General features: G+C 75.3%; 17 protein-coding genes. 4 read left to right on the top strand and 13 right to left on the bottom strand.

What is annotated here, in order from left to right; all coding sequences use genetic code 11:
• Positions 1-40: 40 nt before the first annotated feature.
• Positions 41-874 carry an NUDIX hydrolase gene (locus AC3WT4_RS00950; RefSeq protein ID WP_492314447.1) on the bottom strand — a complete coding sequence of 278 codons (834 nt, stop codon included), beginning with the start codon at positions 872-874 and terminating at the stop codon, positions 41-43.
• A 97-nt stretch (positions 875-971) separates the two neighbouring features.
• Between AC3WT4_RS00950 and AC3WT4_RS00945 the strand changes: the two genes are divergently transcribed.
• The 3 genes from AC3WT4_RS00945 (at position 972) to AC3WT4_RS00935 (ending at position 3,727) form a co-directional block, all read left to right on the top strand.
• Positions 972-2,015 (top strand): SPFH domain-containing protein, encoded by a 1,044-nt coding sequence (locus tag AC3WT4_RS00945; protein WP_492314446.1) that lies wholly within the window; start codon positions 972-974, stop codon positions 2,013-2,015.
• Between the two features lie 2 nt (positions 2,016-2,017).
• The gene (locus AC3WT4_RS00940; protein ID WP_492314445.1) at positions 2,018-2,941 is read left to right on the top strand and encodes a diacylglycerol kinase catalytic domain-containing protein; all 924 of its coding nucleotides are present in this window, start codon (positions 2,018-2,020) and stop codon (positions 2,939-2,941) included.
• A gap of 141 nt (positions 2,942-3,082) precedes the next feature.
• Complete coding sequence (locus AC3WT4_RS00935) at positions 3,083-3,727, top strand: zinc ribbon domain-containing protein (protein ID WP_492314444.1); 645 nt, start codon at positions 3,083-3,085, stop codon at positions 3,725-3,727.
• Between the two features lie 82 nt (positions 3,728-3,809).
• Here the strand turns inward: AC3WT4_RS00935 and AC3WT4_RS00930 are convergent, their stop codons facing one another.
• The 10 genes from AC3WT4_RS00930 to AC3WT4_RS00885 all read right to left on the bottom strand — a co-directional run bounded on the left by AC3WT4_RS00930 (position 3,810) and on the right by AC3WT4_RS00885 (position 18,066).
• Positions 3,810-4,772 carry a hypothetical protein gene (locus AC3WT4_RS00930; protein WP_492314443.1) on the bottom strand — a complete coding sequence of 321 codons (963 nt, stop codon included), beginning with the start codon at positions 4,770-4,772 and terminating at the stop codon, positions 3,810-3,812.
• A 39-nt stretch (positions 4,773-4,811) separates the two neighbouring features.
• Positions 4,812-7,199: a S9 family peptidase gene (locus tag AC3WT4_RS00925; protein ID WP_492314442.1), complete on the bottom strand. Its 2,388-nt coding sequence runs from the start codon at positions 7,197-7,199 to the stop codon at positions 4,812-4,814.
• Between the two features lie 29 nt (positions 7,200-7,228).
• The gene (locus AC3WT4_RS00920) at positions 7,229-8,665 is read right to left on the bottom strand and encodes a DUF1254 domain-containing protein (RefSeq protein ID WP_492314441.1); all 1,437 of its coding nucleotides are present in this window, start codon (positions 8,663-8,665) and stop codon (positions 7,229-7,231) included.
• 167 nt (positions 8,666-8,832) lie between these two features.
• The gene (locus AC3WT4_RS00915; RefSeq protein WP_492314440.1) at positions 8,833-10,551 is read right to left on the bottom strand and encodes an outer membrane protein assembly factor BamB family protein; all 1,719 of its coding nucleotides are present in this window, start codon (positions 10,549-10,551) and stop codon (positions 8,833-8,835) included.
• 21 nt (positions 10,552-10,572) lie between these two features.
• The gene (locus AC3WT4_RS00910; protein WP_492314439.1) at positions 10,573-12,423 is read right to left on the bottom strand and encodes a hypothetical protein; all 1,851 of its coding nucleotides are present in this window, start codon (positions 12,421-12,423) and stop codon (positions 10,573-10,575) included.
• A gap of 61 nt (positions 12,424-12,484) precedes the next feature.
• Complete coding sequence (locus AC3WT4_RS00905) at positions 12,485-13,204, bottom strand: ABC transporter ATP-binding protein (protein ID WP_074803624.1); 720 nt, start codon at positions 13,202-13,204, stop codon at positions 12,485-12,487.
• Positions 13,191-14,255 carry an ABC transporter ATP-binding protein gene (locus AC3WT4_RS00900; RefSeq protein WP_021483128.1) on the bottom strand — a complete coding sequence of 355 codons (1,065 nt, stop codon included), beginning with the start codon at positions 14,253-14,255 and terminating at the stop codon, positions 13,191-13,193. The genes AC3WT4_RS00905 and AC3WT4_RS00900 overlap by 14 nt, the downstream gene beginning before the upstream one ends.
• Positions 14,252-15,643 carry a branched-chain amino acid ABC transporter permease gene (locus AC3WT4_RS00895; RefSeq protein WP_083384658.1) on the bottom strand — a complete coding sequence of 464 codons (1,392 nt, stop codon included), beginning with the start codon at positions 15,641-15,643 and terminating at the stop codon, positions 14,252-14,254. The genes AC3WT4_RS00900 and AC3WT4_RS00895 overlap by 4 nt, the downstream gene beginning before the upstream one ends.
• Positions 15,640-16,698: a branched-chain amino acid ABC transporter permease gene (locus AC3WT4_RS00890; protein WP_043657230.1), complete on the bottom strand. Its 1,059-nt coding sequence runs from the start codon at positions 16,696-16,698 to the stop codon at positions 15,640-15,642. Before AC3WT4_RS00890 ends, AC3WT4_RS00895 begins: the two co-directional genes overlap by 4 nt.
• A 114-nt stretch (positions 16,699-16,812) precedes the next feature.
• Positions 16,813-18,066, bottom strand: a complete 1,254-nt coding sequence (locus AC3WT4_RS00885; protein ID WP_108051345.1) for a branched-chain amino acid ABC transporter substrate-binding protein — start codon at positions 18,064-18,066, stop codon at positions 16,813-16,815.
• Between the two features lie 652 nt (positions 18,067-18,718).
• On the opposite strand from AC3WT4_RS00885, the gene cspE reads away from it, so the two are divergent.
• Entirely contained in the window at positions 18,719-18,922 is a 204-nt protein-coding gene (gene cspE, locus AC3WT4_RS00880; RefSeq protein ID WP_009861351.1) for a transcription antiterminator/RNA stability regulator CspE, read from the top strand.
• A 211-nt stretch (positions 18,923-19,133) separates the two neighbouring features.
• On the opposite strand, the gene AC3WT4_RS00875 is transcribed toward cspE, so the two are convergent.
• Both AC3WT4_RS00875 and AC3WT4_RS00870 read right to left on the bottom strand, forming a co-directional pair.
• Positions 19,134-19,904 (bottom strand): hypothetical protein, encoded by a 771-nt coding sequence (locus tag AC3WT4_RS00875; RefSeq protein ID WP_400113299.1) that lies wholly within the window; start codon positions 19,902-19,904, stop codon positions 19,134-19,136.
• Between the two features lie 182 nt (positions 19,905-20,086).
• Positions 20,087-23,875: a TM0106 family RecB-like putative nuclease gene (locus tag AC3WT4_RS00870; RefSeq protein ID WP_492314438.1), complete on the bottom strand. Its 3,789-nt coding sequence runs from the start codon at positions 23,873-23,875 to the stop codon at positions 20,087-20,089.
• Between the last annotated feature and the right edge of the window lie 107 nt (positions 23,876-23,982).

Here is a 23,982-nt window from a genome sequence, read left to right as displayed (position 1 = left end):
GCACCGGGGTGGGCCGATGGCGCGGGGCGCAACCGCGCCGTCAGCGACGCGGGCGCATGAGGGGCGGGTCGAGCACCGCGGGCACGCTCGCGGGGGCGTCGTCCGGGTCGGGCGCGCCGGCGTCGGGCGCGGTGACGTCGGGCGCGATGACGTCGGGCGCGGTGCCCGGCAGCGGGCCCGGCGCCGGGCGCGCCGCCCGGTAGAGCGCCGCGGGTCGCCCGGTCCCGCCCGACGTCGTGCGGCCCGTGTCCTCGAGGAACCCCGCGGTCGTCGTGGCCTTGCGGGAGAAGTTCCGGGGGTCGAGCCGCACGCCCCAGACGGCCTCGTAGACGCGCCGCAGGTCGGCGACGGTGAACTCGGGCGGGCAGAACGCCGTCGCGAGCGCGGAGTACTCGAGCTTGGCGCGGGCCCGCTCGACGCCGTCGGCGAGGATCCGCGCGTGGTCGAACGCGAGGCCGGGCCCCGGCCCGTCCTCGAGCAGGGGCTCGACGGGGTGCCAGGCGGCTCCCCCGGCGTCGGACCCGGCGTGCACGACGCCGAACTCGGGCGCGAGCAGGAGGTACGCGACCGAGAGGACCGGGCCGCGCGGGTCGCGGTCGAGCGGGCCGTACGTGCGGAGCTGCTCGAGGTGCCCGGGCGGACGGACGCCCGTCTCCTCCGCGAGCTCGCGGCGCGCCGCCCGGGAGAGCCGCTCGCCCGGCAGCACGAACCCGCCGGGGAGCGCGAGCGCGCCGCGGAAGGGCTCGACGCCGCGCTCGACGAGGAGCACGTGCAGCGCGTCGTGGCGCACGGTGAGCGCGACGACGTCGACCGTGACGGGCAGCAGGGCCGCGCCGGGCGGGACGTCAGGCGCCGGGGCGGCGGGAGGGGTCATGGGTCCATCGTCGCACATTCGTGTCAGGTTGACGAGAACCCGTCTGTCGGCCTACGCTCGTTATCGTCAGGTTGACGAAAACAGATCGGAGACGACCATGGCCACCATCCGCACCTACCCGTGGACGCGGCACTTCCTCGGGAGCCCCACCGGGCACGTCGTGCACCTGCGCCGCGGGCGCGTCGCCCACGAGGGCGTCGGCCAGGCGTTCTGGTTCCGGCCCACGACGTCGGTCCTCTCCGAGGTCCCCGTCGACGACCAGGAGCTCCCCGTCTTCTTCCACGCCGTGACCGCCGACCACCAGGACGTCACCGTGCAGGCCGGCGTGACGTACCGGTTCGCCGACCCGGTGACCGTCTCGCAGCGCCTCGACTTCGCGGTCGACCCGGGCAGCGGCGAGACGAGCACCGCCGGGCGCGACCAGGTGACGAGCATCGTCGGGCGCCTCGCGCAGAGCCGGGCCACCGACGCGCTCGCCGCGATGCCCCTCGCCGACGCCCTGACGACCGGCGTGCCGCGCGTGCGCGACGTCCTCGCCGAGGCGCTGACCACCGACCCGCGCCTCACCACGACGGGCATCGTCGTCATCGGCGTCCAGGTGCTCGCCGTGCGGCCGGAGAAGGACGTCGAGCGCGCGCTCCAGACGCCCGCGCGCGAGCACGTGCAGGCCGAGGCCGACCGCGCGACCTACGAGCGCCGGGCCCTCGCCGTCGAGCGCGAGCGGGCGATCGCGGAGAACGAGCTCGCGAGCAGGATCGAGCTCGCGACCCGGCGCGAGCGCCTCGTCGCCCAGGAGGGCGCGAACGCGCGGCGCGAGGCCGAGGAGAAGGCGGCCGCCGCCCTCGTCGACGCCCGCGCGACCGCCGAGCGCGCCCAGCTCGCGACCGACGCCAAGGCGGAGCAGGTGCGCGTCGTCGGCGCGGCCGAGGCCGCCGCCGAGCAGGCTCGCATGGACGTGTACGCGAGCGCCGGGCAGGGCACGCTCCTCGCGCTCGCGCTGCGCGAGGCGGCCGGGTCGTTGCCCGACGTGCAGAACCTCACCATCACGCCCGACCTGCTCACCGGGGTGCTGTCGACCCTGGCACGCGGGCTCGGCCCGGACGGCGGGTCGCCCGCCGCGGCGCCCGGGAAGGCGGCCTGACGATGCTCCGGCGACGCGCCGTCGTCGTGCACCGGCGCACCGAGCTCGACGACCTGCTGGACCGGCACGGGACGCGCGGCCAGGCGGAGTTCTTCCTCCGGTCGCGCGGCCGGTCGCTGGCCGAGGTGCAGGCGCGGCACGACGCCCTCACCGCCGCGCGCGACGCCGTCGTGGCCGCCCTGCCCGCGGGCTGGGCGCGCGCCGACGTCGAGCGCGCGGACCTGTCGCGGTTCCTCGTCGCGCCCGAGGACGTGGTGGTGGTCGTGGGGCAGGACGGCCTCGTCGCGAACGTCGCGAAGTACCTGCGGGGCCAGCCGGTCCTCGGCGTCGACCCGGAGCCCGGCGTGAACGCGGGCGTGCTCGTGCGGCACCCGGTCGCGGCGGCGACGGCCCTCCTGCGCGGGCTCGGGACCGACGCCGAGGCGCCGGGCGGCGCGCCCGACCGGGTGGCGGTGCTGCCCGTCGACGCCCTGACCATGGTCCGCGCCGACCTCGACGACGGCCAGCACCTCACCGCGCTCAACGAGGTGTTCGTCGGGCACCCCAGCCACCAGAGCGCGCGCTACACGCTGCGCTGCGGCGCGGGCGAGGAGCGCCAGTCGTCGTCGGGCGTGCTCGTCGCGACGGGCACGGGCGCGACGGGCTGGTGGGCGTCGCTCGCGCACGACCGCGGTGGGCGGCGGGCCCCGGGGCGCACCGAGCACCGGCTCGGCTGGTTCGTCCGCGAGGCGTGGCCGTCGCCCGCGACGGGCGTCTCGCTCACCGAGGGCGTCGTCGAGGAGGGGGCCGACGTCGCGCTCACCGTCGCCTCGGACCGGCTCGTCGTGTTCGGCGACGGCGTGGAGGACGACCGCCTCGTCGCGTCGTGGGGCCAGACGGTCACCGTCCGCACCGCCGACGCCCCGCTCCGCCTCGTCCGCCCCTGACCGATTTCACCCGGGTGATCCGTCGGGACGGCGAGGGTCGATGGGTAGCATCGCAGCGGTCACGGGATCCCCATGACTCCCCCCTCCCGCGGGCCTGGCCTGCGGGGACGCCGACCCCACGAGCCCACCGAGGTCCCCGCCATGAGCACGCCCATCGCCTTCACCGACAACGTCCGCGACCTGTCGAACGCCGGGGGCTACCAGTTCGAGTTCCGGTGCGAGCGCTGCGGCAACGGCTACCGCTCCGCCTACCGGACGGACGTCGTCGCGAAGGGCAGCAGCCTCGTCCAGGCGGCGGGCCGGTTCTTCGGGGGCAAGGTCGCCGACCTCTCCTACGCGGCGGGGTCGTGGGCCGCGGACCGCCAGACCAACTCGCAGGCGAAGGACAAGGCGCTCGACGCCGCCGTCGGCGAGGTGCGCGACGCGTTCCGCCAGTGCCACGGGTGCGGCGACTGGATGTGCCACGAGGTCTGCTGGAACGACGCCGTGGGGCAGTGCGTGCGCTGCTCGCCCAAGCAGGTGGAGGAGCTCGCCCAGCTCCAGGCCGAGGCGCGCCGGTACCAGGTCCAGGAGCAGCTCCGCACGACCGACCTCGTCGGCGGCGCGGACCTGCGGACGGCCGCCGTCACGCGGTGCCCGTCGTGCGGCGCGAAGGTCGACGGCGGGAAGTTCTGCCCCGAGTGCGGCGAGCGCCTGGCGCAGGTCGCCGCGTGCCGCGAGTGCGGCACCTCGAACGCCGCGGGCGCGCGCTTCTGCGCGGAGTGCGGCAGCCCCCAGACCGTCTGACCCCCAGCCGCCGAGCATGCGGCCACCGCCCGTCCCGGACCCCGGACGGGCAGTCACCCCATGCTCGTGGCCTGGTACGGGGTCAGTCTCCGTGTCGGGGGTCGTTCTGGTCCTGCTCGCGCCGGCGGCGGGCGCGGAGCACCGCCTCGCGGCGCTCGCCGATCGCGTCGCTCGTCAGGCTCGTGAGGCGGTCCTGCGCGGCGCGCGCCTCGGCGCGCTCCACCTCGACGCGCGCCCGGTGCTCGGCCGACTGCGGGCGAGACCGGACGACGCGCGGGCCGTCGCGCATCACGTACCCGTCGGCGTGCCGCTCGAGCCACCGCTCGCGCCGCGCCGCGCGCACGCGCTCGCGGTGGAACCGCCAGTCCCACCGGCGCCGCAGGGCCACCACGGACCACGCGGCGAACGGCACCGCGGCCACCAGCAGCGCGACCCGCCAGCCGGGCGGCAGCGCCGTCGACGCCCCCGTGCTCACGAGCACCCACGCGACGCCGGCCGGGACCGCGGCCCCGGCCTCGCGGCGGTCGGGGTGCCAGCCGCAGACGGCGAGGCGCACGAGCGGGTCCGTGAGCCGCGAGCGCCGCTGCGGCTGGAGGGGCACGGGGAGCGGCCCGGGCACGGGCGGCCCGAGCGTCGTGCCCGGCGCGACCCGGCTCGTGAACGACAGCCGGTCGCCCCGGGACGACGGTCGCAGCGCCCGCCCGGCGTGCACGAACGACAGCGCGGCGAGCGGCCAGACGGCGCACGACAGGTACCACGCGACCGGGCCGGCGAGCGCCACGGCGACCGGCGCGACGACCGCGAGCCGCCCGAGCACGGCACCCGGCGACGCGACGAGCTCGGCCCAGGGCTCCTGGTCCTGCGGCGGCGCGAGCAGCCCGTACGCCGCGGGCGCGAGGTACAGGCCCAGGAGGGCGAGCCCGACGGCCGTCCCCGCGAGCCCGACGGCGAGGTACCCGACCGGGCGCAGCAGCAGCGCGGCCCTCCCGGGCGGCGTCGCGTCGCGCGCCGTCCGCGGGTCGGGCGGCACGGTCTCGTCGGTCATCGCTCCCCCTCCGCCCGCGGCCTCACGCCTGCGCGCACGTCACCGGTCGGCCAGCCCGAGCACGTCGAGCACCCACGCGTCCTCGTACGCGACCTCGCGCCAGCCCTCGTAGCGGCCCGAGACCCCGCCGTGCCCGGCGTGCATCTCGATCTTCAGCAGCGCCGGTGCCCCCGCGGCGCGCAGCCGCGCGACCCACTTCGCGGGCTCGACGTAGAGCACGCGCGTGTCGTGGAACGACGTCACGGCGAGGATCCGCGGGTAGTGCGACGCGTCGTCGGGCACGTTCTCGTACGGCGTGTACGTGCGCATGTACCGGTAGACGTCGGGGTCGTGCAGCGGGTCGCCCCACTCGTCCCACTCGACGACCGTGAGCGGGAGCGACGGGTCGAGGATCGAGGTGAGCGCGTCGACGAACGGCACCTGCGCGAGCACGCCCGCGAAGAGCTCGGGCGCGAGGTTCGTCACCGCGCCCATGAGCAGGCCGCCCGCCGAGCCGCCCTGCGCGACGAGCCGCTCCGGGCTCGTCCAGCCCGCGTCGACGAGGTGCCGCGCGACCGCGACGAAGTCCGTGAACGTGGTGCGCTTGGCGAGCGTCTTGCCCTCGTCGTACCAGCGGCGCCCCATCTCGCCGCCGCCCCGCACGTGCGCGACGGCGAACACGACCCCCCGGTCGAGCAGCGACAGGCGCGAGATCGAGAACCCCGGGTCGATGCTGATCTCGTACGACCCGTAGCCGTACAGCAGGAGCGGCGCCGGCTCGGCGCCCGTGCCCGTCGCGTCGAGCCCGACGGCGTCGCGCCGCCACACGAGCGACACCGGCACCTGCGTGCCGTCCTCGGCCGTGGCCCACTCGCGGCGCTGCACGTAGTCCGCGGCGTCGTAGCCGCCGAGCACGGGCTGCTGCTTGAGGAGCGTGAGCTCGTCGGTCTCGACGCGCAGGTCGTAGACGGTCGACGGCGTGACGAAGCTCGTGTAGCTCAGCCGGACGTTCGGCTGGTCCCACTCGGGGTTGGCACCGAGCGCCGCGGTGTAGAGCGGCTCGTCGAACGCGACCTCGTGCACGTGCCAGAGGTCGGCGGTGGGCGCCGGGGTGTCGCCCGTGCGGATCGGGGTGGGCAGGCCCGCGGGCCGCGGCGGCTCCGGGCTCGCGAGGTCGATCACGCCGACCCGCGACAGCGCGTCGCGCCGGTAGGAGAGAACGAGGTGCCCGGCAAACGCGTCCACAGCCTCGAGCCGTGTCGCAGGGTCGTGCGGCACGACGACGGTCGCGTCGCCCGGCCCGACCGAGACACCGGCGACGCCGGGAAGGCCGGTGACGACGAGCTCGAAGTTCTCCGCACCGTCGTTGTGCAGGACGAGCAGGACGTCCCGCTGATCCCCCGCCCCGCCGAGCACGGGATCGGCGACCGGATTCTCGTCGGGACGGTCGCCGACCCCGTGCTCGGCGGTCGGGAACCACGTGTTCGGCAGGACGGCGTGCTCGACCGTGTACTCGACGCCCTCACGGCGCGGCCAGACCACGCGCGCCTCACCGGTCGGGTCGTCGGCGTCGATCAGCCACGTCTCGGACGTGATCTTCGAGCCCACGTCGATCTGCACGAACCGCTGCGAGCGCGAGACGCCGACCCCGACCCAGAACCGCTCGTCGGGCTCCTCGAAGACGACGACGTCCTGCGTCGCGGGCGTGCCCACCTCGTGGCGCCACACGCGCCAGGGCCGCCACGCGTCGTCGACCGTCGGGTAGAACACGTACCGCCCGTCCGGGGAGAAGACGGCGCCCGGGAACGTGCCCGGGACCTCGTCCACGAGGTCGGTGCCGGACTCCAGGTCGCGGATCCGCAGCGTGAACCGCTCGTCGCCGACGACGTCGACCGCGTACGCGAGCCGCGTCCCGTCGACCGAGACGTCGAACGAGCCGAGCGAGAAGAACTCGTGGCCCTCGGCCTCGACGTTGTCGTCGAGGAGCACCTGCTCGCCCGGCACGGGCACGCCCGGCTCCAGCACGGGCGGCACCCAGGCCGACGGCGCGTCGCTGCCGAGGCTCGCGTCGATCGGCGCGCGGGCCCGGATCGGGTACTGCGACCCCTCGACCGTGCGCGCGTAGTACCAGTACGCGCCCTGACGCACCGGGACGGACAGGTCCGTCTCGAGCGTGCGCGCCCGGATCTCCTCGAAGATGCGCTCGCGCAGCGGCTCGAGGTGCGCGAGGCGCGCCTCGGTGAACGCGTTCTCTGCCTCGAGGTGCGCGACGACCTCGGGCGACTCCTTGTCCCGCAGCCACTCGTAGTCGTCGTCGACCGTCTCGCCGTGGTGCGTGCGCGCCGCGGGACGACGGGGGGCGACGGGCGCCTGCGGCGTCTCGGCCACCTCGGCCACCTCGGGCTCGGGAGGAGACGGCGTGGCGGGCTGCGTGAGGTCGTCGGGCATCTCGCCAGGGTAGTGCCGGGACGCGGGCCTCAGGCGTCCGGGGCGTCGACCGGCTCCAGGTCGCCCGGCAGCCACGTGCGGTCGAACCAGGGCTCGAGCGGCCCGTACAGGCGCAGCATGGGGAACCAGGACTTCCCCGGGACCGTCCCGACCCAGTTGTGCTCGCGCCCCGCGGGCAGCTCCGGCCCGAACCAGAGGACGGTGCTCCCGTCGTCCTCCGTCGCGACCGTGCCGCCGATGCTCATGAGGCTGGGCTGCGGGTCCGCGGTGCGCAGGAGGGAGCGGGTCTGGGTGTCGTAGAGGTCGACGGACCAGAAGTTCTTCGCGGGCGGGTTCGGCGGCAGCACGAGCCGGTACGTGCGGCCGCCGTCGAGGACGTCGCCCCGCGCGTCGTGCGCCGTGTACGCGTAGGCCGACCCGGCGCCGACCTGGGCGTGCGCCATCGCGGGCGTGATGACCGTCGCGAAGAAGTGGAACTGCGTGCGCGCGTCGAGCAGGCGCGCGCCGTCCGCCAGGAACTCGTACGACCCGCCGATGAACGCGTCGAGCCAGCGCGACCCGGGGGCGATCCGCGCCGCCGGGTCGCGCGGCGAGTAGACGAGGGCCCGGCTGATCGCCGCGGCCGTCCGCGCGGCCGCGTCGAGCGTCGCCCGGCGCTCCGGGTCGGGCTCGAACGGCCGGCCGTGGACGATGCCGAGCGCACGGAGCGCACCCGCCCGCTCGGGGTCGAGCGCGCCCGGCGGCTCCTCCGCCACCAGCTCGGCGACCTCGTCGAAGAACGACACGTCGCTCGCGTGCACGGTGTTGATCCGGGCGCCCGCGATGTTGACGAACTCCGTCGGCGACGGGTCCGCCGCGTCGGCGAGCGGGTAGATCCGGGTCTCCTTCATCGCGGGCACGCCGCCGAGCGCGCGCAGCACGACCCAGTTGGTGAACGTGGGCGTCCGGTACACGAAGTAGCCGTCCGGCACCTCGCCGTCGTAGCCCGGCGGGAGGAACAGGTACCGGCCGCCCTCGCCCCGGTCCGGCCCGGCGATGCCCATGTCCGCGACGTAGCGGAACCAGAAGTCGTCCACGACGCACAGCGACTGCCGGGGCGGCTCGATCACGAGCGGCCCCGTCTCGCGCAGGTCGACGAAGAGCGACCCGTACGTCGTCTCGGTGTTCGCGGTGAGGAAGATGCCGTTCGAGTCCGCCCGCGGGTCCGTGTACCCCACCTGGTTCGAGCGGAGCAGGCCGAGGCTGCGGAACCCGCGCCGCATGGCGACGAGCGAGGCGCCCGGCATCGCGTCGAGGAACGCCGTGACCCCGCGGACGAAGTCCAGCGACCCGTAGAGCCGGTCGAGGGACCCTGGCAGCGGGACGCCGTCGACGAGCTCGACCGGACCGAACGGGGTGTCCAGCGGGGAGGGGGTGCTCACGGCCGCGACGGCGGCGGCCAGCGGGTCGGTGCTCGGCTCGGTCATCGCTCAGGCCCTTCGTCGCGGGTGCGGAGGCGGGACGCGCACGCTCGACGTCGAGCGGCTGAGCCGACCGTAGGACGCGCCGGGCGGTCGCGCGACCGCGAGCCCGCGGGCGGGCGGGGGTCCGGGCGTGCGGGCGCGGGCGTGCGGGGTGCGGGCGCGCGGGCGCGTCAGCCGAGGAGGGCGACCGACTGCCCGTCCCAGCGCAGGAGCCGGCCCTGCACCGGGAGGAGCCCGCCCCAGCCGCCGTCGAGGTCCTCCGACCAGACGACCGACCCCGACGACAGCTCGAGCGCCACGACGCGCGAGCTCGCCCCCGTCGCGGGGTCGACCAGCACGAGGAACGCGCACCGCCCGTCGGTGAACGCCTGCGTCACCACGGCGCCGTGACCGCGCTCGCCCGCGAGGTCGTCCACGAACCGCGACCACGTCTGCTCGCCCGACAACGCGTCCAGCCCCAGGACCGTGCTGGCCGTCCCGACGACGGCCGTGCCCTCCGCGACGACGTACACGGCCTCGGGCACGCGCGCGCCGTCGAACGTCCACAGGCGCGCGCCGTGCTCGTCGTAGGCGCGCAGGGCGATGCCGTCGCGCACGAGGAGGACGCCCGGAGCGGGGTCGTCGGTCGCCTGGGGGTCGAGCACCTCGCCGGGCACGTCGAGGAGCGGCGTCCCGTCCGGGTCGAGCACGCGGTCGGCGCGCAGGGCGCCGTCCGACCCCTGCCGGTCCGCATCCACGAGGAACCGTCCGCCCGCGAGCGGGACCGCGCCGTCGGTCGGGACGTCCGGGTCGTCGAGGCGCTCGCCGTCCGGCAGGAACGAGGCCGCGACGCCGCAGCCGCCCACGTCGACCAGCGTCTCCGTCGCGACGACCAGCAGTCGCTCCGGGTCGACCTCCTCGCCGCCGGTCTCGGCGTCCCACGACGTGCACGACCACGGGACGTCCTGGAACGGCAGCTCGTGCCGCCAGCGCACCGCCCCCGTCGCGGCGTCCTCGACCGTCACGACGACGTCCCGCCCCGCGACGCCGTCGACGGACTCGCCCGCGCCGGGGTCGACGGCGACCGGCGCGCCGCTCGGCGCGCCCGGCTCGCCCACGCGCTCGGCCCGCACGAGGCCGCCGTCCGGGCCGGGGACGAGCAGCGCCCCCGCGATCTCCGCCTGCCGCTGCCCCAGGACCCGCCCGCGGCCGTCGATCACCGTGACGGTCGCGGTGCCCGCGCCCGGTCGGGGCGGCGGGCTGACGTCGTACCAGGACGGCGTGACCCCCGACCCGGCGACGCACACCACCGTGCGCGACGGCACCCCCGACCGCTCCCACGGGCTCCACGACCCGCACACGGCCTCGTCGCCGCCGACCGGCACGCGCCACGCCTCGGCGCCGCTGTCGAGGTCGAGCGCGACCGCCTCGTCGCCGTCCACGGTGACGAGGAGGCCGGGGAGGAAGGCCGTCCCGCGGTCTGCGGCGGCGGGAGCGCGCCAGCGCTCGGTCGGGGCGGCGTCGAGCGCGCGGACCGCGCCGCGCGCCGTCTCCAGCCGCTCCTGCGCGTCCCGGCTGGTCACGGCGTCGACGACGAGCATCCCGCCGACGACGAGCACCACCACGCCCGCCGCGACCGCGGCGGCCACGACCCGGCGGCGGCCGGGACCGGGGGGCACCTCCGGCACCTCGGGGGGTGCCCCGGCCGGCCGTGGTCCAGGACCGGACGCACCGGGCGGCGGCGCTCCGGGCGGCAGGAGAGAGGCCGCGCCGCGGGGCACGGCGTACGAGCCGCCGAGCAGCACCGGGTGCGGCGCGTCGAGGAGGTCGAGGTCGTCGTCGACCCCGACCGTGTCGACGAGCTCGAACGTCCGGCGGTCGTCACCGCCGTCTCCCCGTCGGAGCGGCACTCCCTCAGCGTAGGCCGGTCGTCAACCGAGCCGGACGACCTCCGACGGCCCGACCCGCAGGAGCCGGCCCTGGAGAGGGACGGGCCAGGAGCCGTCGTCCGAACCGCCCTCGGCGGACCACGCGACGTGCCCGTCGGCGAGGTCGAGAGCGAGAAGGTCCGTCCTGCCGTCGTCCTGGTAGGCGAGCAGGATCGCGCGCCGCCCGTCCGTGTAGGCGGTCTCCGTCCAGCCGACGCCCCCGCCGGCCGCGGCCTCGACCGTCTCGCGGTCGAGGGACCAGCGCACCCGCCCCGTGGTCGCGTCGAGCCCGGTCATCCAGCCGGTGCTGGAACCCCCGGACACGACCACCGTGTCGTGCGTGGCGACGAGCACCGTCTCGGGCGCCACCACCTCGGACGAGCGCCACTGCTCGCGGCCGTCGCCGTCGAGCGCGACGAGCTCCCCCTCGTACCGGGCGAGGAGCGGTGCGTCCGAGCCGTCGGTCGAACGGGGCACGAGGACCGGGCCGGGCGGCTCCCAGCGCACGCTGCCGTCGGCCCCGAGGACGGCGGGCGCCGCGTCGCTCGGAGCGGCCGACGACGAGCCCCAGGCGGAGCCGTACCCCGCCGGGTCGCGGTAGTACGTCCCGTCCGGGAGCGCCACCACCGAGTCCAGCGGGTCGTCGGGGTCGTCGAGGCGCTCGCCGCCCGGCGTGAACCACGCCGTGACGCCGCAGCCCTCGACACGGACGAGGTGCGTCTCGGTCGCCGCCCACAGGTTCTCGAGCTCCGCCCGGATCGTCTCCGTCCCGTCCACCTCGGTCCAGCCGATGCACTGCCCGGCCCCCGCGACGAACGGCACGTCGGCCTCCCACCGCGCGTCCCCCGTGAGCGCGTCCTCGACGCGGACGACGGCGCCGCGTCCCACAGGGAGGTCGGCGACCTCCCCGGTGGCCACGTCCTGCTCGACGACGGCGCCGTCGCCCGCGGGGACCTCGCCGACGCGCTGGGCCCGGAGGAGCGTGCCGTCCGCTCCGGGGACGGGCACACCTCCGACGGACGTCGTGTCGCGGCGTCCGAGCACCTCGCCGTCGGCGGCGAGCACCGTGACCGCCCAGTCGGACGCGAGGACGCGGCCGGTCGCGGGGTCGAGCTGCAGGTCGGTCACGCCGCCGAGGCCGACGGCGTCCGACACCGGCGCCACGCACACGAGCGTCGAGGCGGGCTCGCCGAAGGGCAGCGACCACAGCAGCTGGCCGCCGCACGACGCGTGGGCGCCGACGTCGGCGCGCCAGCGCTCCACCCCGTCGTCGAGCGACCGGCCCACGGCGGTCCCGTCCTCGACCGTGACGACCGCACCGGGCAGGAACGCGAGCCCGCCGGAGACCTCGACGTCGGCCGACCAGCGCTCGACGGGCGCGTCCGGCAGCGGCTCGAGCCCGCCGGGAGCGGCCCGCAGCCGCTCGACGTCGGCCCGCCCCTGCCACGCGTCGACCGCGAGCATCCCGCCGAGCACGAGGGCGACACCGGCCGCGGCGACGACGACGGTGCGTCGGCCACGGCGGCCCGACCCGCGCTCGGTCGGCCCGCCCTCGGTGGACCTGTTCCCGGGCGATCCGTCCTCGGCCGGGCCGCTCCCGGCCGGCTCGCTCCCGCGCCGTCCGCCCGGCCCCGCCGGGTCGTCCGGGGCCTCGAACGACGCTCGGACGCCCGACGTCGTGCCCGACATCGGGCCCTGCGGCGCACCGGACGGCATCCACCGGGCGCCACCCGACGCGCCGGTGGGGCCCGCGCCCGGGCCGTCCGCGCCGAGCTCGTCGTCCGCGTCGACGCCCTCGGACTCGACCAGCTCGAAGGTCAGTCGGTCCCGGGCGTCACGTCGTCGGAGCGGCACGCGGCCAGCCTAGGGCAGCCCGTCGGGCGGCGGACCCGCCTGGCACGGGCGGGTCCGCCCGTTACGCGACCCCGAGGTACGCCTCCTTGATGCTCGAGTCCGCGAGCAGCTCCCGGCCGCCGCCGCTGCGCACGACCTCGCCCGTCTCGAGCACGTACGCGCGGTGCGAGCGCGACAGTGCCTGCTGGGCGTTCTGCTCGACGAGCAGCACCGTCGTCCCCTGCGCGTTGATCTCCGACACGATGCGGAAGATCTGCTGGATGACCATGGGCGCGAGGCCCATCGACGGCTCGTCGAGGAGCAGGAGGCGCGGCCGGGCCATGAGCGCGCGCCCGATCGCGAGCATCTGCTGCTCGCCGCCCGACATGGTGCCGCCCACCTGCTCCTTGCGCTCCGCGAGCCGCGGGAAGAGGTCGAAGACGCGCTCGACCGTCTCGTCGTGCTCGGCCTTCGACGCGAACGTGCGCGCGTACGCGCCCATCTCCAGGTTCTCGACGACCGTCATGCCCGGGAAGATGCCGCGACCCTCGGGTGCCTGCACGATGCCCTCGAGCACGCGCAGGTGCGCCTTCATCTTCGTGATGTCCTTGCCGTCGAAGAGCACCTTGCCGCGCGCCACCGGGCGGATGCCCGAGATGGCGCGCATCGTCGTGGTCTTCCCGGCGCCGTTGGCCCCGATGAGGGTGACGAGCTCACCCTCGTCGACGGTGATCGAGATGCCGCGCACGGCCTCGATCCGCCCGTAGGCGACCGTCATGTCCTGCAGCTCAAGCAGGGGCATGGCCGCTGCCTCCTTCGGTGGTGGGGGCCGCGGGCCCGACGCCGTCCGGGCCGGCCAGCTCCTCGTCCGGGACGCCGAGGTACGCCGCGACGACCTTGGGGTCGTTCGTGACCTCGTCCGGCGTGCCGTCCGCGATGACGCGCCCGAACTCGAGCACGACGATCCGGTCGGTCACCCCGCGCACGAGGCGCATGTCGTGCTCGATGAGCAGGACGGTGTACCCGTCGTCGCGGATGTGGCGGATGAGGTCCATGAGGGACTCCTTCTCCGCCGGGTTGAAGCCCGCCGCCGGCTCGTCGAGGCACAACAGCTTCGGCTCGGTCGCCAGGGCCCGCGCGATCTCGAGCCGGCGCTGGTCGCCGTACGAGAGGTTGCGCGCCTTCTCCGTCGCCCGCCCGCCGACGCCGACGAACTCGAGCAGCGCGAGCGCCCGGTCGATCGCGTCGCGCTCCTCGCGCCGGTGCCGCGGCGTGCGCAGCAGCGCCCCGGGGACCGACGTGCGGTGCCGCGCGTCCGACCCGACGACGACGTTCTCCAGCGCCGTCATCTCGTTGAACAGGCGGATGTTCTGGAACGTGCGCGCGATGCCGCGCTGCGTGATCCGGTAGCGCTTGAGCTTGCCCACCGGGGAGCCGTCGAAGACGACCTGCCCCTGGGTGGGCCGGTAGACGCCCGTCATGGCGTTGAACGCGGTCGTCTTGCCCGCGCCGTTCGGGCCGATGAGCCCGAGGATCTCGCCGCGCCGGATGTCGAACGTCACGTCGTCGAGCGCCACGAGGCCGCCGAACTGGACCGTGACGTTCTGCATCTGGAGCAGCGGCTCGCCGACGCGCGCGTGGACCGTGCGGTCCGGCGCGACCATCGCGTCGACGAGCTCGGGGTTCGCGAGCTCGGGGCGCACGTCCGCGACGTCGACGACCGCCGGCTCCTCGAGGACGGCTCCGGGCATGTACAGGTCGGCACGCGACGAGTCGGCGCGGCCCGACGACGCGAGGTGCTCGTCGCCGTGCTCGCCGCCCGCGCCGATGCCGCCGGGGTCGTGGGTGCTCATCGGGTCTCCTCCCCGGTCGTCGTGCCGTCTGCGCCGGTCCCGGTCGTCGTGCCCGCCGCGCGGGAGCCGCCCGACGCCGTCGCGACGGCCGGGGAGCCCGGCCGGGCGCCGTCGTCGGACCCGCCGCGCGTGACGGCCTGCGCCGCGCGGCGCGCGGCGACGTAGAGCTCGCGCCCGTAGGCGAGGAGCTTCTGCCGGACGGGGAGGAGCCCCTGCGGACGGAAGATCATGAGCACGACCAGCGCGATCCCGAAGAACAGGTACCGGTAGCTCGCGATCTCGTTGCCGTTGATCGGGATGCCGAACAGCTCCGTGCGGCCGAGGAAGAAGTTCGGCAGGTACACGATGATGAACGCGCCGAGGATCACCCCGAGCTTGTTCCCCTGGCCGCCGAGCACGACGGCGCACAGGAAGAGCACGGAGTTGATGACGTTGAAGTTCGTCGGGATGACGAACTGGACCTGCCCGGCGTAGAGCGCGCCCGCGACGCCGCCGATCGACGCGCCGATGACGAACGCCCACAGCTTGAAGCGGAACGTCGGGACGCCCATGATCTCGGCCGCGTCCTCGTCCTCGCGGATCGCGACCCAGGCGCGCCCGACGCGCGAGCGCTCCAGGTTCCCCACGAGCAGCAGCGAGATGACGATGAACACGAGGCTCAGCCAGTACCACCACACGCCCGAGTTGAGCGTGCCCGCGGCGTTGCCCGCGGAGAAGACGCCGTTGGGCAGCTCCTCCGTGACGCCCACCCGGGGGTAGGCGACGCCGCGCAGGCCCTGGCCGCCGCCCGTCAGCTCGTCGAGGTTGTCCGCGAGGAGGCGGACGATCTCGCCGAAGCCGAGCGTGACGATGGCGAGGTAGTCGCCGCGCAGGCGCAGCGTCGGCGAGCCGAGGATCAGCCCGGACAACGAGGTGATCGCGACCGCGATCGGCAGCGCCGCGAGCCACGCCCAGTCCTTCGACAGCCACTCGTCGGTCTGGTTCCACGGGCTGTCGGGGCTCGTGAGGATCGCGACCGTGTACGCGCCGATGGCGTAGAAGCCGACGTAGCCCAGGTCGAGCAGGCCCGCCTGGCCCACGACCACGTTGAGGCCGATGGCGATGAGCGCGATCATGCCGAACTGCGCCATGACGCCGCCGAAGTTGGTGCCCACCGTGGTGAGCACCGGGATGTTGAGGATCGGCACGAGCGCCAGGAAGAGCAGGAACGGCACGCCGATCGCCCACTGGGTGGGCCGGGCCTGGGCGTCCCACCACAGGCGCAGCCGGTCGCCGACGCCGCTGTGCGGCCGGTCCTTCGTCGCGACGCGGCCGGCGGGCGGCATCGCGGTGGGGCGACCGCCGTCGGGCGCGGGGCCGGGTGAAGGTGCGGGTGTCGAGGTGCTCATGCGCGGGCCCTCCCCAGCGACTCCCCGAGGATGCCCGTCGGGCGGAACATCAGGACGATGATGAGGAGCGCGAACGCGACCACGTCGCGCCACTCCGTGCCGAACACGACCTGGCCGTAGTTCTCCATGACGCCGAGCAGCAGACCACCGAGCAGCGCGCCGCGCAGGTTGCCGATGCCACCCAGCACCGCGGCGCAGAACGCCTTGATGCCGAGGATGAAGCCGCCGGAGTAGATGATCCCGTTCGGCACGCGCAGCGTGTAGAGCAGCGCGGCCGCACCGGCGAGGATGCCGCCGATGAGGAACGTCAGCATGATGACGCGCTCGCGCGAGACGCCCATGAGGGTCGCGGTCACCGGGTCCTGCGCGACGGCGCGGATGCCGCGGCCGAACTTCGTCCGGTTGATGAACATGTCCGTCGCGAGCGCGAGGACCAGCGCCGACAGGATGATGACGAGCGTGATGTTCGTGACCGGCGCGCCGCCGATCGTGAACTGCACCTCGGGCTGGACCAGCCGGATCGGCTGCTGCGCGTTGACACCGCCGAGCGTGCCGCCCGTGAGCTTCGGCAGCACGAAGTGCACGAACTCCTGGATGATGAACGACATCCCGATCGCGGTGATGAGGAAGACGAGCGCCGGTGCGCCGCGCCGTCGCAGCGGCCGGTACGCCACGCGTTCCAGGCCGACGGCGGCCCCGCCCGCGACGAGCATCCCGCCGAGCATCGCGATGCCGAGGTAGAGCACCGTCAGCGCGATGCCCTTGTCGTACGCGTTCCCGCTCGGGTAGAAGCCGAGGAGCATGAGCGTCGCGTACTGCCCGAACATGCCGAGCATGAAGACCTCGGAGTGGGCGAAGTTGATGAGCCGCAGCACGCCGTAGACGAGCGTGTAGCCGACGGCGACGAGCGCGTAGATCGCGCCGTAGGTGAGGCCCTCGATGGTGAGGCCCCAGAAGTTCCGGGCGAGGCCGGCGATGTTGAAGTCGATGAGGGACTGGTGGACGAGGGGGCCGGCGGTCGCGCTGTGCATCAGCGCGTCAGCAAGAGCGGGCATGACGCTCCCTGGTTCGTTCTCTGGGGTACGAGGTCGTGGTCCACGACGGGCGCCCCGCCGACCGGTCCCCGCGCGGGGCGGGGACGTCGGGGCGGGGCGCCCGTCGTCGTCGGACTACTGGACCTCGTAGATCCAGATGAGCGCCGAGGCGAGCTCGCCCGTGTCGTCCCACTCGTAGGCGCGGGCCAGGCCCTCACCGGAGTAGTTCGCCACGTAGTCGATCAGGCCCGCACGGTCGGTCACGCCGGAGGCGATGCCCGTGAGCATGATCGTCGCGAGGTCGTAGCCCTCGACCGAGTACACGCCCGGCGCCTGGCCGTTCGTCTCCTCGTAGGTGGCCGCGAAGTCGTCCGGGGCCGGGCCGCACGGGCAGGAGAGGATCGCGCCCTTCGACGCGGCGCCCGCCTGCGAGACGAACTGCGGGTCGTTCGTGCCGTCCGCCGAGACGAACGGGATGTCGACGCCGCCGTCGCGCAGGCCCTGCACGAACGGCGCGGCCTCCGCGTAGTAGCCGGCGTAGAAGACGGCGTCCGCGTCGGCGCCGGAGATGATCTGCACGGCGGCGGAGAAGTCCTTGTCGCCGGTCTTGACCTCGGCGGCGCAGTCCTCGTTCGCCGCGTCGCCCAGGCCCTCGGTGATCTGCTGGGCGAGGCCGATGCCGTAGTCCGAGTTGTCGGAGACGACGCAGACGCTGCCGAAGTCCTTCGTGTTCACGAGGTACTTCGCGACCGACGGCCCCTGGACGGCGTCGTTGGCGAGACCGCGGAAGAAGTTCGTCCAGCCGTTCTTCGTCAGGTCGGGGTTGGTCGCCGACGCCGTGAGCGACAGCAGGCCCGCCTGGTTGAACACGTCGCCCGTGGCGGCCGTCTCGCCCGAGAACGCGGGGCCGAGCAGGCCGAGCACGCTCGCGTCGCCGACGATCTGCGGCGCGACCTGGGTCGCCTTCTGCGGGTCGCCCTCGGTGTCGAACGGCTTCAGCGTGACCTGGCAGCCCGGGTTCGCCTCGTTGAACGCGTCCACCGCGACCTGGGCGCCGTACTGGATGTTGAGGCCGAGCGCGGCGTTCGGGCCCGTGAGGGCTCCGGCCACCGCGATCGAGGTGCCGTCGGCGCACTCGGCGCTGCCGTCACCGGCGGGGTCCACCGGGTTGCCGGCCGCGGTCGCCTCGACCTCGGCACCGTCGATGTCGATCTGGACCGACGGGACGATGCTCAGGTCGGCCGAGCCGCCGCCGTCGTCGGTCTCGGTCGACGTCCCGGTCGTCTCGTCGCCGCCGCCCTGGGACTGGGGACCGCAGGCGGTGAGGACGAGGGTGGCCGCGAGGAGCAGGGCGGCACCCCCGCTCGCCCGTCGTGCTGTGCGATGCATGCCAACCTCCGTGGTCCTGATCCCCGCGGAGGCAGCCAAGCCGCCTCTCTCCGCGGTCGATCGCTGAATTCAACACTGAATTGCGTGCTGAATAGTGACACAGGTCACCCGGGGACGAAACCTCCCCGCGGTCGCGCCGTCCGGAGCCCTCCGCGGCATCTCGGAGGGCTCCGGACCCACGAATCCGCGGGAGGGGGCGCCTCCGCGTTCCTGGGTGACGCGAACGTAGGCGGATCGGGTTTCGTGAGACGCAGGGAGTTGTTACCGACTCGTAACGCAAGGGTCTCGTTTCGTTCCGTGAACGGTACGAACGTCCCGTTCTGAGTCCTCGACGCCCTCCTCGGCGGCGCTCTCCTCGCACCTCGCGGGGACCTCCCGGGGAACGTCCGGGCGCCTCCGGGCGCGCTCCCTGCGCCCGCCGTCGTGGCCGCCGCGAGCGTCTGCACGACAGCTCTCGGCAACCCATGGCCAAGAGGGGGCCTACCATGTACGGTTGTCTCCGAGATTGCAGTGCCTCGCTTGTCCTCGCGTCGACGTGACCGCCACCCGGCGGGTGCCCGGCGGACCTTGTTACCCAAGAGTTGACGACGAACACCGTGATGTACTCCCCTGCGCCCGCGGGGGGTGTTTCCACACTCTTGAAGGAGTAACAATGGCTACCGGAACCGTGAAGTGGTTCAACAGCGAGAAGGGCTACGGCTTCATCGCCCCCGAGGACGGCTCCGCCGACGTGTTCGCGCACTACTCCGCGATCCAGTCGCAGGGCTTCCGCACGCTGGAGGAGAACCAGCGCGTCGAGTTCGACGTGACGCAGGGCCCGAAGGGCCCGCAGGCGGAGAACATCCGCCCGGTCTGACCCGATCTCCTCGGTAGCGGCTCGCCGCACCGATCGATCGTTCACCGAGTGCCCCCGACCGTCCGGTCGGGGGCACTCGTGCGTTTCCGGGCGCCCCGGCGGCGTCAGTCGCTGAGTGCAGGAAACAGTCGCGCCCGCACCGATTCGAGGGCGACTGTTTCCTGCACTCAGCGCGGGGCGGGGTCAGGCTCCGCCGGGCGCGAAGACGCCCTCAGAACTCGCCGAAGCCGCCGAAGTCGTCGAACCCGCCGCCGTCGAAGCCTCCACCGTCGAACCCGCCATCGTCGGCGCCGCCAGCGGGGTCCCCGCCCGACGCCTCGACGGCACCGCCGTCACCGCCGCCCTCGGCGGCACCCGGGTCCTCGGCGGCAGCCGGGTCCTCGCCGGCGCCCGCTGCGGAGTCCTCGGCCACGGGCTGGCTCGGGTCGGCGAACGCCGGCCCGAAGAGGGCGTTCGCGACCGCGGACCCGATGACGACGCCCGCGATCGTGCCGAGCAGGCTGGAGCCGACCATCGCGCCGAAGCCGGGGCCCGCCTGGCCCCGGCCCGCGAAGGTGCGCTCCAGCGTCCCGGGCTGCCGCATCTCCGCCCGCGTCGCCATGCGCGCGAGGTCCTGCGGGGCGTCCGACGTCGCCCGCTCCCCCGCCGGGACCTGCTCGCCGAGCTCGGCGAGCACCTGTCGGCGCTGCTCGGGCGTGAGCCGCGCGAAGGCCTCGGCGTGCGCCTGCTCGACGGCGTCCGGCGGGGCGGTGCGCAGCAGATAGCGGTACCGGTCGATCGCGACCTGGTCCGGCGTGCGTTGCCCGGCCGCGGGCCGGGCGTCCTGCGGGGCGCTGCCGTACGCGGGCTGCTGGGCCGGGTACTGGGTCGGGTAGGGGTTCACGGCCTGCGTCGGGGGCTGGGCGCCGTAGGGGCCCGTGTGCTGCGGCGCGCCGCCGTGGTCTCGCGGCTCGCGGCCGAGGAGCCGGTCCAGGAATCCCATGGGTCGTCCTCCGAGGGTGGGGGCGCTGCGCCGTGCGCTCGCGCCGAGGTCGTGGCCGGGTACGGCTCACTCCCCGACCAACGACGCGCGCCGGCCCGCGGTTCCGGCGGCCGTCCCGGCGGTCGTTCCGACGGTCGTTCCGGTGGGCGGTCCCGGCGGCCCCGACGCCGGGGCGTCGCCCGTCAGGTCGTGAGGGCCAGGAACGCGCCGAGCTCCTCCAGACCGCGCGCCGACCGGGGCAGCGCCTCGGTGAGACCGGGCGAGCGCACGACGACCGCGCTCCACTGCGCGCGCGACACCGCGACGTTGAGGCGGTTCCGCGAGAGCAGGAACCCGAGCCCGCGCGACGCCTCGTGCCCGGACGACGCCGCGAGCGTGAGGATGACGACCGGTGCCTCCTTGCCCTGGAACCGGTCGACCGTCCCGACCTCGACGTCCGGGTAGCCCGCGTCCCGGAGGGCGTCGCGCACCGCCCACACCTGCGCGTTGTAGGGGGCGACGACGAGCACGTCGCCCTGCCCGAGCGGACGCTCGTGCGCGACGCCGTCGACCGTCGTGGTCCAGGACCGGCCGAGGACGTCCGCGACCTGGCGCACGACCTCGGCGGCCTCCTCCGTGGAGCGCACGGTGCTGCCCGCGTGCTCCACGAGCACCTGCCGCACGCCGGGGGCGACGCCGTCGAGGCGGCGGGCCGCGGCGCTCGGGTGCGCCCGCAGCCGGTCCTCGTAGGAGAGCGTCGAGACCGCGGCGGCGAGGTCCGGGTGCATGCGCCACGTGGTGGCGAGGAAGTAGCCGCGCTCCGGCGGCAGGACCCCGTGGCCGTCGGCGAGCCAGGCGAGGGCCGAGCGGTCGACCGGCTCGGGGTGGCGGCCCTGGCTGACCTGCGGGAGCTGCTGCGGGTCGCCGAGCAGGAGCAGCCGGCGGGCCGACCGCGCGACCGCGACCGTGCTCGCGAGCGAGAACTGACCCGCCTCGTCGACGACGAGCAGGTCGAGCGTGCCGGCGGGCAGCCGCTCGGCGGCGAAGTCCCACGCGGTGCCCCCGACGACGCGCGGCCCCGGCTCGGTCGCGAACGCGGCGAGGTGGGCGCCGTCGAGCTCGGCGTACACGGCGCGCGACGACGGGCCGTCCGCCGCGAGCTTCTTCGCGACGAGCTCGCGGGGCACGCCTGCGCCGAGCACGACCGCGCGCAGGAGGTTCTCGACCACGGCGTGGGACTGCGCCACGACCCCGACGCGCCACCCCTGCGCGACGAGCCGTGCCACGACCCGCGCGCCGACGTACGTCTTGCCCGTCCCGGGCGGTCCCTGCACCGCGAGGTACGAGTCGTCGAGGCGCTCGACGGCGGCCGTCACCGCGTCGACGACGTCGTCCTCGGCCGGAGGCAGCGCACCGCCCCCCGCTCGGTCGGCGACGACGCCGTCGGCTGCGCGGGCTGCGGCGCCGTCGGCTGCGGCGGCGTCGGCTGCGGCGGCGTCGACAGCGGACGGCACGAGGCGCGGCGGCCTCCGCAGGAGGACGTCGGTCGCGGCGTCCTGCGGGAGCGAGCCCGTGGCCCGCCACGTGGCGAGGGCGCGGCGCGCCGCCTCCTCGGTCGCGGCCTCGAGCGGCTTCGTGCCGGGCCCGGGCGACGGGGTGAGCGCGACCGGGGTCGCGTCGAACGGCTCCGCGCCCGTCGGGAGCTGCTCGCGCACGACGAGCACGTCGCGCTCGCCCGCCGGCGTCGCGCGGCGCCCGACGTCGAGGATCGACCCGCCGCCGAGCCAGCCCCGCACGCCGTCGACCGCCGTCCGGGAGCACGGCGGCAAGGGAGGGTCGTAGAGCACGAACGGGGCGACGCCCACGCGCAGGTCGCTGCCCTCGGGCAGCCGCCCGACGAGCTCGAGGCGCCGGGACCACGTGCGCCGGCCCGGCTCGACCTCCCACCCCGAGACGACCTCCGCCTGCTCGACGAGGAACGCGTTCCGCCGCCCCAGCCACTCGTCCGGCGGGAGCGCGAGCCGGGAGTAGTGCTCGTGCCAGAACGGCTTGGCCTCGCGCCGGTGGTAGCCGGCCGCCGCCCCGTACATCGCGAGCGCCTGCTCGTCCGCCGTGCGCCGCGCGCGGTCCTCGCCGACGGCCTGCCGGATCTCCTCCTCCAGCAGCACCGCGGACGACCGCTCCCGCTCGCCCGCGCCGGGCGCGGCAGCCGCGCTGGTGGTGGCAGCCGCGACGCTCGCGGCCGCCGTATCGGTCGTCGCGGCCGCGGAGCCGGTGTCTCGCTCCGCTGCCCCGGCCACCGCCGCGGCCGCCTCGCGCAGCCACGCGGCGAGGCGCAGCGTCGACACGCAGTCGTACCGGTTGTAGTCCGCGATCCCCTGCAGGAGCTCCGTCGCCTCCTCGCTGCGGCCTGCGTCGCGCAGGGCGGTGTACTCGGCGTACGCGACGACGGACGCGGCGCCCGTGGTCACGTCGCCGGTGCGCAGCTCGTCGCCCATGTAGAGCGGCTCGAGCTTCTTGATGGACCGCGAGCGGTCGGACACGTGCAGCGCCTGCCGCACGACGGCGTACAGGTCGACGAGGACGCCGTCGCGCAGGAGGTCGTCGACCTCCTCCTCGTAGACGCCGTGCCGCGCGGCGATCGCGAGCAGGTGCGCGCGCTCGTAGTCGGCGTAGTGGTAGACGTGCAGGTCGGGGTGGACGCGGCGGCGCGCGTTGACGTGGTCGACGAACGCGACGAGCGCGTCACGCTCCGCCGCGAGGTCGTGCGCCCACAGGGCGTGGAACGGCGGCCGGTCCTCGGGCGTCGCCGGGCGCTCGACCCACCCGAACAGGTAGTCGATCCCCCAGCTCGTGCCGCCCGCGTCCGTCCACAGCGGGTCCCCCTCGAAGTCGAAGAAGAGGTCGCCGGGGCTCGGCTCCGGCAGGGCGAGCACCGGCGCCGGGTCGTCGATACGCCACGACAGCTCGTGCGGCCCGGACGCGTCGGCCCACACGACCGTGCCGTCGGACGGGCCGGTGCCGAGCTGGAGCGCGGCCTGCCGCCGCACGCGCGCGAAGCTCGACCGGCTCATCCCCGCCGGGACCGGCGTCTCGTCGGTCGCGGCGGCGAGCTCGTCGATCGTGAGGATCCCCGCCGCGTGCAGGGCCGCGCGCTGCGACTCGTACACGCCGCCCACGAGGAGCACGTCCCGGCGCGCCTCCACCTGGGCACGGCAGTCGGCGCAGCGCCCGCACGCGCGGACCGCCGGGTCGTCCCACGGGGCGCGGCCCTCGCGCGCGACGTGCTCGGCCGTGAGCCGCACGAGCCGCTCGCGCCGGTCCCGGTAGACGGGCAGCAGGTCGGCCAGGCGGTGCGACGTGCGCTCGCGCGTGCCGAGCACGAGCGAGACGTCCGGGTCCACCGGGACGCCCGCGCCGACGAGCTGGTCGGCGTACGCGGCGAGCTGGAGCAGCGCGGGGACCTTCGCGCGGCGCGCGAGCTTGGCGTCCACGACGGCGTAGCGCGCAGCGCCCGCGTCGTCCGTGCCCGTGCGCACGAGGAAGTCGGCCCGCCCGTGGAACGCGCCGTCGAAGAACACGGCCTGGTGCACGACGTCCGCCCCCGCCTCGACCGCGGCGAGCGTGCGCGCCTGGGCGGCGACGAGCTCGTCCCACGACGTGCCGCGCGGCGGCTCGACGTGCACGACGCCGCGGCCCGTCGCCGGGTCGAACGGGCCGTGCTCGGCCTCGTAGCCCGCCAGCACCGCGCGCTCGTGCCGGGCGCCGAGCTCGGCGGTGCGGGCGAGCATCGCGTCCTTGCCCGCGTCACGGCGGGGTGCGCGCCCGAGCTGCTCGTCGAGCCGGACCAGGAGCCGGTACTCGCAGTCGGCGGCCACGACGAGGTCGCTCGCCGACAGCACGAGCGCCTGCTCGCGGGGTGGCGCCACGCGGGCACCGGCCCGGTCGGCCACGGTCGCGGCCCGCAGCACCGGCTCGTCGACGAGGAACACGCACACCTCCGGTTCGGGACGGCCGCCGACGGCCGTCGCCGCCGACCGTCCGTCGGTCTGCGTCCGTTCTACCAGCGGCCACCCACGCGTCCGCGCCGTCCGCCCGC

The organism is Cellulosimicrobium sp. EB106-03-01-XG111 (genome assembly GCF_058792115.1).
This window is presented reverse-complemented; position numbering and strand designations above follow the sequence as displayed.